Source organism: Leifsonia sp. ALI-44-B (assembly GCF_001984125.1).
Taxonomy (GTDB): Bacteria; Actinomycetota; Actinomycetes; order Actinomycetales; family Microbacteriaceae; genus Okibacterium.
This window is the reverse complement of record NZ_MTQL01000007.1, coordinates 572,633-587,265: the sequence shown is the minus strand read 5'-3', so window position 1 is coordinate 587,265 and position 14,633 is coordinate 572,633. Positions and strand designations below refer to the sequence as shown.

The 14,633-nt window shown below is 68.8% G+C and carries 14 protein-coding genes; 3 read left to right on the top strand and 11 right to left on the bottom strand.

Translation table 11 applies throughout. The features are described from left to right. Positions 1-18 precede the first annotated feature (18 nt). Entirely contained in the window at positions 19-1,584 is a 1,566-nt protein-coding gene (locus ALI44B_RS09785) for an aldehyde dehydrogenase (NADP(+)) (RefSeq protein WP_286140769.1), read from the top strand. A 24-nt stretch (positions 1,585-1,608) separates the two neighbouring features. Here the strand turns inward: ALI44B_RS09785 and ALI44B_RS09780 are convergent, their stop codons facing one another. Then, positions 1,609-2,484 (bottom strand): LysR family transcriptional regulator, encoded by an 876-nt coding sequence (locus tag ALI44B_RS09780; protein WP_077055506.1) that lies wholly within the window; start codon positions 2,482-2,484, stop codon positions 1,609-1,611. Positions 2,485-2,552: 68 nt separating this feature from the next. Between ALI44B_RS09780 and ALI44B_RS09775 the strand changes: the two genes are divergently transcribed. Further along, the gene (locus ALI44B_RS09775) at positions 2,553-3,446 is read left to right on the top strand and encodes an EamA family transporter (RefSeq protein ID WP_238592178.1); all 894 of its coding nucleotides are present in this window, start codon (positions 2,553-2,555) and stop codon (positions 3,444-3,446) included. Here ALI44B_RS09775 and ALI44B_RS09770 read toward each other — a convergent pair. The 4 genes from ALI44B_RS09770 to ALI44B_RS09755 all read right to left on the bottom strand — a co-directional run bounded on the left by ALI44B_RS09770 (position 3,424) and on the right by ALI44B_RS09755 (position 7,452). Then, positions 3,424-4,131, bottom strand: a complete 708-nt coding sequence (locus tag ALI44B_RS09770) for a mechanosensitive ion channel family protein (RefSeq protein WP_077054513.1) — start codon at positions 4,129-4,131, stop codon at positions 3,424-3,426. The two genes, ALI44B_RS09775 and ALI44B_RS09770, sit on opposite strands and share 23 nt — an antisense overlap. Before the next feature lie 125 nt (positions 4,132-4,256). Next, positions 4,257-4,976, bottom strand: coding sequence for a GAP family protein (locus tag ALI44B_RS09765; protein WP_077054512.1), 720 nt, complete (start codon positions 4,974-4,976; stop codon positions 4,257-4,259). Positions 4,977-5,062: 86 nt separating this feature from the next. After that, complete coding sequence (locus ALI44B_RS09760) at positions 5,063-6,532, bottom strand: anthranilate synthase component I family protein (RefSeq protein WP_077054511.1); 1,470 nt, start codon at positions 6,530-6,532, stop codon at positions 5,063-5,065. A gap of 305 nt (positions 6,533-6,837) precedes the next feature. After that, positions 6,838-7,452 carry a TetR/AcrR family transcriptional regulator gene (locus ALI44B_RS09755; protein WP_077054510.1) on the bottom strand — a complete coding sequence of 205 codons (615 nt, stop codon included), beginning with the start codon at positions 7,450-7,452 and terminating at the stop codon, positions 6,838-6,840. A gap of 37 nt (positions 7,453-7,489) precedes the next feature. Here ALI44B_RS09755 and ALI44B_RS09750 point away from each other — a divergent pair, with 37 nt between their 5' ends. Next, positions 7,490-8,281 carry an alpha/beta fold hydrolase gene (locus ALI44B_RS09750; protein ID WP_077054509.1) on the top strand — a complete coding sequence of 264 codons (792 nt, stop codon included), beginning with the start codon at positions 7,490-7,492 and terminating at the stop codon, positions 8,279-8,281. A gap of 59 nt (positions 8,282-8,340) precedes the next feature. Here the strand turns inward: ALI44B_RS09750 and ALI44B_RS09745 are convergent, their stop codons facing one another. From ALI44B_RS09745 to ALI44B_RS09720, 6 genes are all read right to left on the bottom strand, one after another. Continuing rightward, complete coding sequence (locus ALI44B_RS09745) at positions 8,341-9,213, bottom strand: SDR family NAD(P)-dependent oxidoreductase (RefSeq protein WP_083709854.1); 873 nt, start codon at positions 9,211-9,213, stop codon at positions 8,341-8,343. A gap of 9 nt (positions 9,214-9,222) precedes the next feature. Beyond that, positions 9,223-9,648: an iron chaperone gene (locus ALI44B_RS09740; RefSeq protein WP_077054508.1), complete on the bottom strand. Its 426-nt coding sequence runs from the start codon at positions 9,646-9,648 to the stop codon at positions 9,223-9,225. A 257-nt stretch (positions 9,649-9,905) separates the two neighbouring features. Continuing rightward, positions 9,906-12,110: a DUF7927 domain-containing protein gene (locus ALI44B_RS16160; RefSeq protein WP_077054507.1), complete on the bottom strand. Its 2,205-nt coding sequence runs from the start codon at positions 12,108-12,110 to the stop codon at positions 9,906-9,908. A gap of 300 nt (positions 12,111-12,410) precedes the next feature. Then, positions 12,411-13,265 (bottom strand): 3-hydroxyacyl-CoA dehydrogenase, encoded by an 855-nt coding sequence (locus ALI44B_RS09730; protein ID WP_077054506.1) that lies wholly within the window; start codon positions 13,263-13,265, stop codon positions 12,411-12,413. After that, a complete protein-coding gene (locus ALI44B_RS09725; protein WP_077054505.1) occupies positions 13,262-14,002 on the bottom strand; it encodes a TetR/AcrR family transcriptional regulator in 741 nt (246 codons plus the stop codon). The genes ALI44B_RS09730 and ALI44B_RS09725 overlap by 4 nt, the downstream gene beginning before the upstream one ends. A gap of 65 nt (positions 14,003-14,067) precedes the next feature. Next, on the bottom strand, positions 14,068-14,574 hold the full coding sequence (locus ALI44B_RS09720; RefSeq protein WP_077054504.1) for a hypothetical protein: 507 nt from the start codon (positions 14,572-14,574) through the stop codon (positions 14,068-14,070). Between the last annotated feature and the right edge of the window lie 59 nt (positions 14,575-14,633).

The following is a 14,633-nucleotide window of genomic DNA, read 5'->3' as shown; positions in this document are numbered from 1 at the left end:
ACTGCGAGAGCGACGGCGGTGGACGACGAGCGGGGCGACACCTCTGGCGCAGAACTCGACGTGATCATGGCGCGCGCCGTTGCTGCTGCGCGGGTGGCCGAGGGTGTGCCCGCTGTTGAGCGCCGGCGCTGGCTAGCCGCGGCGGCCGACGCGATGGATGCCGACGCCGCCGAGTTGGTGCGGATCGCGATGCGCGAGAGCCACCTGCCCGAGGCGCGGCTGACGGGGGAACTCGCGCGCACGACCGCGCAGCTGCGGCTGTTCGACCGCGTGCTCGACGAGGGCTCTTATCTCGAGGCGACGATCGACCACCCCGACCCGTCGGCCACGCCGCCCGTGCCCGACCTGCGGCGCATGCTCGTGCCGCTCGGAGTTGTCGCGGTGTTCTCGGCCTCGAACTTCCCGTTCGCGTTCTCGGTGGCGGGCGGCGACACGGCGTCGGCACTCGCGGCCGGTAATGCCGTGGTCGTGAAGGCGCACCCCGGGCATCCCGAGCTGTCGGCGCGCACGGCTCGCACGGTAACCGCGGCCCTTGCCGAGGCGGGTGCCCCCGACGGACTGTTCGCGCTCGTCAGCGGTTTCGATGTGGGCCCCCTGTTGGTCGAGCATCCGGACACGGCGGCCGTCGGCTTCACGGGGTCCGTTCCGGGCGGCCGGGCGCTGTTCGACATCGCGGCTCGTCGGCCCTCGCCCATCCCGTTCTATGGCGAGCTGGGCAGCCTAAACCCCGTCGTCGTCACGCCAGACGCCTTGCGCCAGCGCGGTGCGGAACTCGCGCGTGGGCTCTCCGAATCGGTCACCCTGGGCGCCGGGCAGTTCTGCACCAAACCGGGTGTCGTCTTCGTACCCGGGGGTGAACAGGCTTCGGATGCCTTCGCCGCTGCGGTCGCTCAGGCGCTGCCCGACACGACCTGGACGCTGCTGACGCCGTCGATTGCCGAGGGTTTCACCCGGCGCACGGTCGAGCAGCTCGCCGCGGGCGCTATCGCGGTCGGCGGTTCGGCTGGCGCTTCGGCCGGATCCTCCAGCGCGAAATCGGGCCCAGCGGAGGACGCGATTGCCGGCTCGGACGTCGGGATTCCAGGCGCGGGTGCTGGCGCAGGCGCGAGCGCAGATGGACAGGTCGCCCCCGTCATCCTGAGCGCGGATGTGTCGACCGTTCTGGCACACGCCGACACGCTGCTCGAGGAGAGCTTCGGCCCCTCGACGCTGCTCGTGCGCTATGCCGACGACGACGAGCTCGCCCGCGCCCTCACGGCGCTCGACGGCAGCCTGACGGCCACGATCCATGCCGAACCGGACGAGGAGATCGGGGACCTGGTGGCTTTGCTGCGACCGCGCGCCGGCCGCATCCTCTTCGGTGGATGGCCGACGGGCGTGGCCGTGTCGTGGGCTCAACACCACGGCGGGCCCTACCCCTCGACCACGTCGGTGCACACCTCCGTCGGCGCGACCGCCATCCGCCGCTGGCTGCGCCCCGTGACCTACCAGACGGCGCCCGAGGCGGCACTTCCGCCCGAACTGTGCGAGGGCAACCCGCTCGGCATCGTGCGCCGGGTCGACGGGGTTCTCGGCCGATCGTGAGCGACTCGGCGGCGGACTAGCGCCTCAGTGCGAGCTGCTGCGGCCGTCGGCATCATCCGGGCCGTAGAGCTCGCGCGCCAGCTCGACCAGCGCCTCGACCTCGGGTCCGGCCTCGCCCCTCCGCCAAGCGAGCGACACCGGAATGCGCGGCGCACCCGTGAGCGGCCGGTAGGTCACGCCGCGGCGGGGGTGCCGCGCGACCGTCGCCTCGGCCGTAGTGCCGACGGCCCCGCCCGTGGCGATCTCGTCGAGCCACTCCTCGGTGCCCCAGATGCGGCGCATGGTGACCGCGCCCTCAGGCCAGAGCGCCGCCGTCGTAGTGCTCCACTCGGGGTTGCCCACGACGACGTGGCCGACGAGGTCGTCGAGCGTGAGCGTGCGGCGCCGGGCCAATGGATCGCCCGACGGCACGGCGGCGAAACGGCGCTCGCTGCCGATCGACGCGGTTTCGAACCGGTCGTCCACCTCGACCCGCAGTACGGCCACGTCGACCAGGTTCTCGGCCAGCCCCGCGGTGCGCGAGTTCACGTTCATGAGTTCGAGGCGCCGGGCCGGATGCGTGACCCCCCACCGCCGGCGCAGCTCATCCGTGTGCTCGCCGAACGCGGCCCAGGCATAGCCCACCCGCAGCGGAGACGTATGGCCGTCGGCCAGCGCGCGCACGGCATCGAGTTCGGAGAGCACCTTGCGGGCCTGCGCGACCACGGCGATTCCGAGCGCGGTCAGTTCGACTCCGCGCGGCCGACGCACGAGCAGTTGCGCGCCTAGCTCTCGTTCGAGCGACGCGATCGTGCGCGAGGCGGCGGCCTGCGAGAGTCCGACGGCTATGGCCGCATCCGTGATCGTTCCGGCGTCATCGCAGGCCACGAGAACGCGCAGCGAGCGGATGTCGAGAGCCATGCACTCAGCGTATGGCAGCGCGTCCTCGCGCATTACGTTCGCCGCCAAACCCGAGGCAGTCTTCCTGTGTGGAGAATCAACCCGCTAAAGAACCCGCTCAGCAACCCGCGCCGCCAGCCCGCCGCCTCACGGGTGTGGCGATGATGCTCGCCTCGGCGGCCAGCAACCAATTCGGTGCCGCGGTCGGGGCCGGGGCCTTCGCCACCATCGGGCCGCTCGGTGTCGTCGCCGTGCGGCAGTTCGTGGGCGCGGCCGTGCTCATGACGACGGTGCGGCCGCCGCTCCGTCGTTTCACCCGGCGGCAGTGGTGGCCCGTGATCGTGCTCGGCGGAGTCTTCGTCGTCATGAACCTGAGCCTGTATACGGCCGTCGATCGCATCGGCCTGGGACTGGCGGTGACGCTCGAGTTCCTCGGACCGCTGGGCGTGGCGCTCGCCGCATCCCGTCGGCTCGTCGACGTCGGTGCCGCTATCGCCGCACTCGTCGGCGTCTATGTGTTGGTGCTGCCAGGTCCGTCGAGCGATGTGTGGGGCATCGCGAGCGGCCTCCTCGCCGGGGCATGCTGGGCTTCGTACATTCTGCTGAGCCGGCTGATCGGCCAGCGGACGGAGGGTTTACAGGGGGCCGCCGCGTCGAGCGCGGTGGCAGCCGCCATGTCTCTGCCGGTGATCGTAATCTTCGCGGTGCAGGGGCTATTCACGGTGCCGGCCCTCCTGGCCGCAGCCGTCGCGGGACTGCTCTGCACCGTCGTGCCCTATGCCCTCGACCTGTTGGCCCTGCGTTTCGTGCCAGCTGCCGCCTTCGGCGTGTTCATGAGCGTGAACCCGGTGCTGGCGGCCGTGGCCGGTTTCGTCGTGCTCGCGCAGGTTCCGGCGGCGCACGAGTGGCTGGGTGTCGCGATCGTGGTCGCCGTGAACGTCTGGGTGACTGTGCGACGCTCTAGAGGGGCGGCGGCGGTGTGAGTGGCTCGACAGGTTTCTCGCTGGTCACGACGGCATCGACACCCGCGTCGGTCAGTGCCGCGCCGAGGGCCGCGACGACCCGGCTCGTTGCCGCGACGTCGTCGGCGGGTGCATGCCAGAACTGCACCGCGATGCTGATGCGTTCGGGTTCGATTGTGCGCACGATGACGGCGGGCGGATGCTCGGGCCGCAGCCCGGCCACCGTGCCCAGTGCGGTGAGCGCGACATCCGTGACCGCCGCGAGCGGTGTCGTCGAGCGAAAGCGCACCTGCACCTCGGAGCGCCGCCGGCCCCACTCGGAGTGGTTGACGAGCGGCTCTTCGAGCAGCAGCGAGTTGGGCACGTGCACGGTGCGCCCGTCGCGCGTGGTGATCACGACGCTGCGGCCATTCAGCTCTTGCACCCGGCCGATGTAGTCGGCCGCCTCGATCTCGTCGCCCACCTTGAGCGGGTGGCGCGTCTGCAGCACGATGCCCGCGGCGAAGTTGGCCGAGATGCCGCGCAGCGCGAGGAAGATGACGGCCGCGACGATGAGCCCCACGGCGAGCAGCGGTTGGATGGAGGCGCCGAGGAAGGCGAACGCCGTTCCGATGCCGAGGAGCAGCACGGCGTAGCGGACGATGCGCGCCGCGAGAATCGCCGCCCCTTCGCTAATCCCTTGCAGCCGCCGGAGCGCCGCAAGCACCCCTTTGCGCGCATAGATGGAGAGGATCCAGCCGATGAGTACGCTTCCGGCAGCCAGGCCCAGGTCCCAGCCGCTGATGGTCGCCGGCGTGAAGTACTGGTCGAGGTCGGGCGGGGTCGCTGCGTCTATGCCAGGAATGCCGATACCGCCTTCTGCAATTGGAGGAGCGCGATCACGAGCACGAGGGCTGCGTTGAGCACGCTCGTGTGCGAGGCGATCCAGGTGCGGATGGCAGCAAGCACGGGTGTGGCCTGCTCACCGCGCACGAGCACGAGTAGGACGGGGATGAGGATCGGCAGAATGCCGACGACGCCGAAGACGATCAGGATGACCGCGTCGGTGGCGCCGCCGAATCCCGCCAGTCGCACATCGAGCGCGGCGATGATCGCGCAGGACAGGTCGACGGGATTCAGGATGAAGATGCCGACGCCGAGCAGCAGGCTGCGGGTGGGCGTGAAGGTCTCGACCGACCGCAGCCATCCGGGCAGCTGCGGGGCCGCCTCGGTCACGTCGGTCGGTGTGCGCGCGTGGGCCATGGCGACCGCCCGCGCATGACCCTTGCGATAGATGTAGACGGCGCCGAGTATCAGCACGAGCGCGAAGACGAGCCGCACGGTCGACACCCAATCGGGCGGAGTGCTGCGCGGCTGTAGGTCGAACAACCCCAGAACGGCATAGCTCGCCCCCAACCCGATCGCGATTCCGAGCGCCCACCCCAGCGCGAAGAACACGCCCGTCACGCGGGCCCGCCGGGACAGCAGAACGGCCACGAGCGCCATGATGGCGAGCGGGCTCATAACGATGCCGAGCGCCAGCGGCAGCAACGACAGAACGAGGTCGCCCATGCCCTCTCCTCCCGTCGGTGGTCCCAGTGTGGCCCTCTAGGCCGCCTTCCGCCACCAAAAATTCGACACGTCGAACGGGCTCGCTCTCAGATCAATTCGTCGCCCGTGACAGACCAGTACGTAACGGCCATCTTGGTTAACGTCTCGCGCCACTCTGCCTCTGGCGTGGAATCGGAAACAATGCCCGCCGACGCTCGGATCCTGTATTCGCCCCCCGTATGAACGGCCATTCGGATGCCGAGGGCTAGGACGCTCCACCCGCCGAACCCGATCACGCCGAAGGCTCCGGCGTAGAGACCGCGGCGACTTTCCTCCAGCGTTTCGATGATTTCCATGGCACGGACCTTTGGCGCGCCCGTCATGGTGCCGGCCGGAAACCCTGCACGAATAACGTCGAACACGTCGACATCCGCAGCCATCGTTGCGCGAACATTCGACACGAGATGGTGCAGGTGCGAGTAGCTTTCGACTTTCATGAGTTCGTCGACGTTGATGCTCTGTGGCTCTGCGACTCGACCAAGGTCGTTCCGACACAGGTCTACGAGCATGATGTGCTCCGCCCGCTCCTTTTCGTTGAGCCGCAAGTCTCGAATAACTGTGTCGTCATTATCGCGAGCAGCAATTCGAGCAGTTCCCGCGATGGGCCGCATGACCGCTTCCCGCCCGATTGTCCGCACGAAGAGCTCGGGACTTGCGCCGATTGTCGTGCTGCCGGGTAAGGGAACTAAGCACATGTACGGCGAAGGGTTGCGCCAGCGGAGGCGTCGATAGACCTCGATCGGCCGGGCCTCGCTCTCGATCGTCATCTCGTGTCCGAGCTGTATCTGAAAGACGTCACCTAGTTCGATGTGACGCAGACAGACGGCGGCTTTATCGATGTAGTCGTCATGTGTGAGCTCATCGCGAACTGCAGTTGGACGCGGCACGGGACCGGGCTGCTCGTCGAATTGCCGCGCAGCATCCGCGCCCCCGAGGTTCGTGCAAATGCCTTCGAGATCCAGACGGGGCCACAACTCACATTCAGCAATGGTGACCGATGTCTGTTCCGTTTCGGGCGCGATCGAGAACAGGGCATGGATAAGGCTGAAAGCTGCGTCGGGAAGCGGGTAATCGGGGTCACGAATCGTCCGGGGTAGGCGTTCGATGTATCGCACGGCGTCGTAACCGAAGAAGGCACGGACGCCGAAGTCGTACACCTCGGAGTTGCGCTCGAAGGAGAAGACTCTCGAAAGCGTGCGTCCCAGCTGCCACAGGGAGTCCGATTCGGCCAAAACGTCACGACCGTCTCGGTTGACAATGACTCCCTCTTCCGCCAGTGCTTGACGGGCCGCATCGACAAGAGCCGGCTGCCCGGACATCTCCACTGTGCCGCGATAGATCGCCACCTCGAGCAAGCCTGAAATGCCGACCATCGAAGAGCGTGTATCCGCCGCCGGCCCGGACAGCGACTCCAGGAGGAAAACGTTGGCGGTGCCCTCCTGCTGGGCCGCAGCCTTGTACCAAGTGACAGCGCTGCCCGTAGTCACGTGAGCCTGGCGTAATTCGACATCGATCATGGGCCGCTGCTTTCCTGAGGGAGACGGGATGCTTGTTCTCCCCGAATGTAGGAGCCCCCCTCCGCCCGAGAGAGTGACTGTCCAGGCTCATTCCCAGGATCGACCGGACATTCGCTACGAGTGCGACGCGCGGCCGCGGCCAACACGCCCGCCGCGGAGTTGCAATCTATTTCGAGAAACTCTCGGGGGACGGCGTGTCGGCGGGCGGCCTCCGGGTGCGCTCGCTGAACAGGGGGTCGGCAGATGCGCGGGCAGCACCAGCTACGCCGGAGTGTTCGAAAGGCCGTCACGCGGCCGGGTATTACCTATGCCGAGGCGGGGACGGCGGAGATGAGTCGGAGGGCGAAGTCGACGGCGCCGTCGAGTTCGTCTCGGGATGCGCCCAGCTCGGCGCGCGTGGAGAGGCCCTGCCAGACGGTTTGAGTGAATTCAGCGAGTTCGGCGGCGGTTGCGCCGCCCGGGAGTGGGCCGTCGGTGGATTCTTGCTCGAGGCGAGCGCGTAGGCGAGCCTCGTCGGAGCGTTGCAGGTCGGCGATGTAGGTGCGCACGTCGAGCGTCGAGGAGGCGTCGGACATGACCGCGCTGCTGGTGAGGCATCCGGGGTGGCCTTCGTCCGAGCGCGTGAATTCGGCCACCGATTCGCGCAGGAGGCGCTCGATGACGGCCGCCGCAGACGCCTCCTGCAGGGCCTGGTCGTAGATCGCGCTGTAGCGCAGGGCATAAACGCGAACGGCTTCGGCGAAGAGCTCGGCTTTCGTGCCGAAGGCGGCGTAGAGGCTGGAACTCGAGATTCCGAGGGCACTCGTGAGATGGCGAGTCGAGGTGCCCGAGAACCCGTGCTGCCAAAACAGGTGTGCGGCTTGGCGCAGAGCGGCGTCGCGGTCGAATTCGCGCGGGCGGCCTGCGGGTCTGGATGCCATGTTGACGATTCTAGATCAATTGCCCCAGAATGGAGTTATGGAGCAAACGATTCAGAAACAGATTCAGGTCGATGGCAGCTGGGTGGCCGTGGATGTCTATGGCGAGGAGGACGGGCCCGCGATCATCCTGGTGCCCGGAGTGATGGCCGACGCGGCGGGGTGGGCCGAGGTCGCCCGGCAGCTGAGCGCGTGGAAGACCGTTGCCGTCGTGAACCGGCGGGGGCGCCAACCGTCCGGTCCGCTGGGCGATGGATACGACATCCAGACCGAAGTCGACGACGCCGCTGCGGTTCTGCGCGAATTCTCCGACGTGCGCACGCTGTTCGGCTGGAGTTACGGCGGCCTGATCGCGCTACACCTGGCGAACGAGGTGCCCGTGCCGCATCTCATCGCCTATGAGCCGATCACGGCGCCTTTCGGGGCCGGAGCGCTGCCCGCGCTCGAAAGGGCCCACGGTGACGGCGATCTGGACCGCACCGTCGAGGTCGCGCTCGGCGAGGTGAGTGGTCTGCCCGCCGCGGTCGTCGAATCCCTGCGGGCCGATTCCGCCGTCTGGGCCGGGCTGACGGCCGTGAGTTCGCCGATCTTCTCCGAGACGGTGGCGATCAACTCCGCCCCGCAGCCCGCCGAGCTGGGCCAGCGGGCCGAGAGCATCGGCCTCATCGTGGGCGAGCGCAACCGCGGGCAGGCGCCCTATGGCACGAGCTTCGAGGATGTCGCATCCCGCACCCCGCGCGGTGTCGTGCACGAATTGGCGGGGCAAGGCCACCTGGCGCATCTCGAGGCGCCTGGTCACCTCGCCGATCTGATCGAGCGGCTGTCGAACTAGGCGGTATGGCCGGGGTGCTGCGATGAGCGCCCCGGCCACTGCTCGCTCGCGGCTGGCGGTCAGCTGCGCAGGTGGGAGGCGCCGTTGAGGTCGAGGATGGTGCCAGAGGCCCAGGTGGCGTCGGGCGACGACAGGTAGAGTACGGCGGCGGCGATCTCGTGCGGCGCCGCGACGCGGCCGAAGGGGCTCTGGGCTCGGATGCTGTCGCCCGCCGGGCCCGAGAGCTTTTCGGATTGGCGGTCGGTGGAGACGAAGCCGGGGGCGATGGTCGAGACGGCGATGTCGTGCGGGGCCAGGGCGACCGCCATCGACTGAGCGAAGGCGTGCAGGGCGCCCTTCGTCGCCGCGTAGGCGGGGTAGTCGGGCTCGCCCACGAAGACGCCGCGCGAGCCGATGTTCACGATCGTGCCGCCGCCGCCCGCGCCGATGCGGTGGTTGGCGAAGCCGTAGGTGAGGTTGGCGGCGCCGCGCAGGTTGACGTCGATCATGTCGGTCCAGACGCGCTGCCAGTCGGCGTAGGACACCTCGTCGACGCGGTGACCGTTGGTTGCCGAGGGGCCGACGGCGGCGTTGTTCACGAGCGTGTGGATGTCGCCCAGGGCGTCGCTCGCGGCATCCATCAGGGCGCGCACGTGGTCGGCATCGGCGAGGTCGCCCGAGACGAGGACGTGACCGTCGCCGGCCAGGAGCGCGAGGGTTTCTTCGCCGTCGGCGCGGCTCGAACCGTAGTGCACGGCCACGCGGTCACCGCGCGCGGCCAAGGCGATCGCGATCGCTCGACCGATGCCGCGGGAGGCGCCCGTGACGAGGGCGGCGGGGCGGTCGACGGCGGCGTCGGAACGGCCGGAGAGATTGTCGGCGGTCGCGCCGCCGAAGAGCTCGCGTGAGTAGTTGGCGGGCTCGGCGGCGGGCGGCGACGGCGTGGATGTCATTCCCTCACGCTACGGTGCCGGAACCGCCTTGCGCAGCAGATCGGCGATGAACGCTTCTTCGTCGGGGCCCAGTTTCGTCACGGCGAACGCGGTCGGCCACATCGTGCCCTCGTCGAGCGTGGCCGTGTCATTGAAGCCGATGGTCGCGTAGCGCACCTTGAACTTGGCGGCAGCCTGGAAGAAGACGAGGACCTTGCCGTCGAGCGCATAGCCCGGCATGCCGTACCAGGTCTTCGGCGTCAGGGTCGGTGCGTGCTCGGCGACGAGGGCATGCAGCCGCTCGGCGATGGCCCGGTCGTCGTCGGTCATCTCGGCGATCTTCTCGAGCAGGTCTTTCTCGGGGTCGGCTTTGGCCCCCTTTCTCGCCTGTTTGCGCACCTCGGCGGCGCGCTCCTTCATGGCTGCGCGTTCCTCGGGCGTGAAGTTCTCGGTCATGGCGCTCCTTCGTCGATGTCAGATGGCTTGCCACGACCATACGACCGCGGCGCCGTCTCCCGCTCGGTTTCTTCTGTGCCGCGTCGTTCCCAGCGCACTCCCCGGTGCGCTCCCAGCCGCCGGGTGGGAGAAATAACCGTGGGCCCGCGCCGGATGTTTCCGGACGCGAGCCCACGTTTGTTGCCGAAGCGGTTGCTCAAGCAGTTACCGAAGCGCCTGCCGAGGCTGCGCGAGGATCTCCCCGCGCAGTGCCGGGCCTACGGCGTCTCAGACCCGGGGATGCCGGAGCCCGACGCTGGCGCCGACGCCGACGCCGACGCCGACGCTGCGGCATCCGATCGGCGTCGACGCAGGGCCACGAGGCCGACGACCGCGGCGCCCAACAGCACGGTGCCGGTCGCGAGGCCGGCCATCATCAGCGGGTTGTCGGCACCCGTCGCGGCCAAGCCGGGCGGGGTGACGCGCGGTGCCGGGGGAGTCGCCGATGGTGTGGTCGGCGGAACCGTGGGCGGGGTCACGGGCGGAGTCGCCGGGGTCGGCGGCACGGGCGGCGTGAACGGCACGGTGGCGCACGGGTTCTCGTCGGTGCCGTATTCCGAGGCCGACGGGCGGTGTGGCGCCGAGGCGACGCACGCGGTATTCACGATGTCGGCCTGCGCCGGATCGTCATTGGGCAACACGGTCACGCTGAATGTGAGGGTCGAAGTTGCTCCCACGGGCAGCGCGCCCGCGTTCCAGACGATGCGGCCCTGCGCGTCGATCGTGGCCGTGCCGGTCGTGGTCGCGATGCTGCCTTCGACGAGCGTGGCCTGGTCGAGTACGCCCTGGTCGAGGTGGTCGATCGCCTCGGCGGGGTTGGACTCCGTGAAGTCGCCCGTGCCGTCGCTCGTCAGGATGACCGTGTAATCGATCGTGCTCCCCGCGACGAGTGGCGATGAACTGGCAGTGCCGTGCTTCTCGATGCTGAGGTGCGGTGTCAGCGGGTCGATGGCGACGGATGCGACAGCGCTATCGGCGCCGAAGGTCCAATCGTCGATGCTGCGTTGATCGCCCCAGCTGCCCGTCGTGCCCGTGTTGGCGTTGGGGGAGCGGTTCGCCGACGTGTCGTCGCCCGCCCAGCGGTGCACGCCGCCCGTGCTGTCGATGCCGCCCGGGCCCGACGCGAGGAGCGACGTGTTCGAGTAGCGCTCGGCCGAGGTGTCGGTGAAACGCGAGTCGTCGAAGTAGACGACGCTCGGGTTCGTGCTCCCGCCCGTGAGTCGCAGCAGCTCGATGCCACCGCGCGAGACCTCGGAGTCGGTGCGCAGGAAGTGCGCCTCATTGGTGTGGGCGAGTGTTGCGCGGAAGGCGCTGGCCACCGAGGCGTCGACCGGTTCGCCGGCGGCGTTCTTACCGTCCCAGTCGAACGAGAACGGCCCGGTCTGAGGCGCGATCACGGTCTGCGTGACGTCGGCCGGCCCGTCGAAGACACCGTCGCCGTCGGCGTCGATCTCGAGCTTCACGGTGCCGGGCTGCGTGTCGAGCGTTCCCGTCAGGGTGCCCGCGTTGCCGGCCGTGCCCGAGCGGGCGAAGCTCAGGCCAGAGATGCTGGGCGGCGTGTAAGTGGCGCCGACCCAGGTCTCGGTGGTGCGGCCATCCGCCCAGTTGGTGCTGGAGGAGGGCAGATCCGCGGCCGGCTGATCGAGGAACAACCGGTAACGCTCGAGGCCTGCGCACGTGGCTGAGGACGTGGGCTGCTCATATGCCGCGCCCGAACCGCCGGACTCCGAGGACCCGGGCATCGGCACCGAGAGGTAGGCCGGGTCGCAGGCCGCGTCATCGGCGAGCACGTTGCCCTTGTTGGTGACCTGGATGGTGGAGTCGACCCCGTTGTAATCGCGCAGGGTCTCGCGGTAGAGGCCGCCGGTCTTGGTGAGCGCGAACAGGCTGAGGGTGGTCTCGGTCGGCGTGTTGAACGCGAGCGATTCGCTGAAGACGCGGCCGGGGATGGCGACACCGTTCTTCTCGGCGGCGATGCTCCACGTCACACCGGGAAACTGGGGGCGGTTTGTGGCGATGTCGGCGGGGTCTTCGATCGTGACCGCCCAGACGCCGTCGACGTCGGACACGATCTGCGTGTCGATGGCTACCGGGCCACCCGGTGCGCTCGTCTGCCGCACCTTTCCGAGCGGATCGATGATCGTCGCGGTCATGCGCGAGTTCATGCCCGGGTACTCGCCGAACGTGGCGACGAACGCTTCGCCCGCCTTCACATAGGCGAACACCGTGGTCTTGTGGTTGTTCGTCGCGCCGCCGTGCAGAATCGTGCCGGGCAGCGTGGTGGCGGCTTCGCCGGCGGCGTGCGCGGCGGGCATGGTTGCCAGCAGCGAGACCGAGGCGAGGCAGGCGGCGGTCGCGAGCGCGGTGAACCGCGCGATTCGTGGGCGGTGGGCCCGTGGGTGTGTTCGTTGCGGTGTGTTCATGTCGTCCTCCGTGGTGGCCTGTGGCGCCCGCCGTGGCTGTTGGGCCAGCTGGTCGGGAACGCCGTGCGAGTCCTGCCACAGTATGCAAGCCCTATGCATCCGTGCCCTGTATTAATACAAAGCAAGCACGGGGATGCCTCGCCTGCGCCGGGTTCGCGCGGAATCGGCACGCCGAAGTCGTCCCGACTTTCTGCCCGGCGCGCGGCGTGTCGGAGTCCGTTGGTGCGGTCGAAACGCGGGACGAAACGACGGATGCCGCCGCCCAACGTGGGGCGACGGCATCCGGTGCGCTGTGCGAAATCAGTTGTACTTGTAGAAACCCTCACCCGTGGCGGTGCCGAGCTTGCCCTGGTCGATGAAGTTCTCTTTGAGCAGGCGGGCGAACTCGGCCTGCTTGCCGCCGTGCGTCGAGGCGATGTTGTAGGCCGTGGTGAGACCGACGATGTCGTAGATCTGGAACGGTCCGAGCGGCGCGCCCGTGCCGATGCGCCAGGTCTTGTCGACCGTCTCGGGGTCGGCGATACCGTCGACGTAGAGCTCGGCGGCGGCGTCGAGCAGCGGCACCAGAAGCGAGTTCAGCACGTATCCGGCCTTCTCCTTCTTGATCTCGATGGGGACCATGCCGATCTGCCCGGCGAACTCGACGACCTGCTGGAAGACCGCGGGGTCGGTCTGGTCGGTGCCCATGACCTCGGCCGTGTTCTGCGCCCACACGTGGTTGGCGAAGTGCAGCGCCAGGAACTTCTCGGGGCGGCCCGTGAACTGCCGCAGATCGCTCGGCAGCAGCGTGCTCGAGTTGGTCGCGAAGATGGTCTTCTCGGGGGCCGCGGCGGCCAACTTCTGGTAGGTGTCGCGCTTGATGTCGAGGCTCTCGGGCACGGCCTCGATCACGAGGTCGGCGTCGGCCACGGCGGCCGCCAGGTCGGAGCTGTAGGAGATGCGGCCGAGTGCCTCGGTCGTGCTGGCCTCGGTGGCGCCCGTGACCTCGTGCGTGTAGACCTGCGCGAGGCCGGCCGTGCGGGTGCGGGCGCCCTCGAGCACCTCGTCGCTGATGTCGTAGGCCACGACATCGAAGCCGTGATAGGCCGTCTGGTAGATGATCTGAGAGCCGAGAACGCCGGTTCCCAGCACGGTGACGCGCTGAAGCTTCGTCATGAGTTGTCCTCTTTCGTGGGTGATTCTGTGAGGGATGCATCCGGGGTGAGCGGATGCCGGGAGCGGAGGTAGCCGCTCGAGATCAGGTCGACCTGCCGCGCGATCGTGGCGGTCAGGTCGTCGGGGGAAGCGCCCTCGAGCGCGGCGCGCGCGATTTCGAGGTGCAGAACGTTGCTGATCGCGCGGGCGGCGAGCGTGGCGTCGTCGTCGACAGCCGCTTCGCCCACCGGCGGGGCATCGGCGCGTGCGGGCTGGTTGTTGGTGTCGGCGTTCCCGGGGCGGCCCGAGACGCGCCCGCTGAGGAGATCTGCGATCTCCCGCTGCAGTGTCTCGGTCAACGCCAGGCCCTCGGCGCGATAGCGCTCGGTCGGCTCGCCGAAAAGCAGCTCGCGTTGGTAGTGGGTCGTGTTCTCGTGGGGATCGCGGCTGCCGCGGGCGATGGGGGCGAGCAGCGCCACTATGCGCGTGGCGGGCTCGGCTGCCGGCTCGGATGCGATTGCCTCACGCCCCTCGGCGATGCGCGCGGCGAACTCGCTGTTCATGACCATGAGCAGCAGCTCGGCCTTATTGGCGGCGTAGCGGAACAGTGTGCCGTTCGTCACGCCGGCGCGCTCGGCGATGCGCTGTGTGGTCACTCCCTCGTAGCCGTCGGCGCCGAAGAGTTCGGAGGCAGCCGCGAAGATGCGCTCCTGTTTGTCGAGCTTGTTGCGCTCGCGCCGGCCTTGTTCTGGCGACATGCCACACCTCCCCGATTCGATTCGATCCGATCAACCGATCCTAAAAGGGAGTGTACTCCGTTTTATCAGCGCAGGGAACGCACGCTCAATGTTCCGGCGCAGGGGATCGCCAGCAGATCACCCTCGGCGAGGTCGGCCGGCAGCGCGACGAGAGCGTCGGTCGCGCAGGGCCCGCGGTGGTGAACCGGATCGGCCGCCACCTGTGCTGTGCGGACAGCTGCTGTCGACGGCCGTCCGATCAGGCGCGTTTCACGCCACGTCGCGGCGAGGTCATCCAGGCACGCGTCGACGAGCACGTCGAGTGAACCGTCGGGGCGCCGCATGACGGAGGTCACCGAGACCACCACGACGGCGGCCTGATGCACGGGCGACGGGCGCCCGTGGGTTCCCGGGATGACGGCGGCCGCGGTGTGCACACACGGCGTCTCGCAGAGTTCGACGAGTCGGCAGAGCGATACGCCGGCTACGGCCACGTCGTCGATGGTCGCGACGGTCGCCTCTGGCCAGGCGTTCACATCGAGCGGGTCCGGGATGCTGCGCCGCAGCGACGGCATGATGGTCGTGAGGGTCATCGGGCGGCCCGTCCGCAGTGTGACGCGAAGATGCTGTCGGCGGGTTCGTCTCCCGCGCG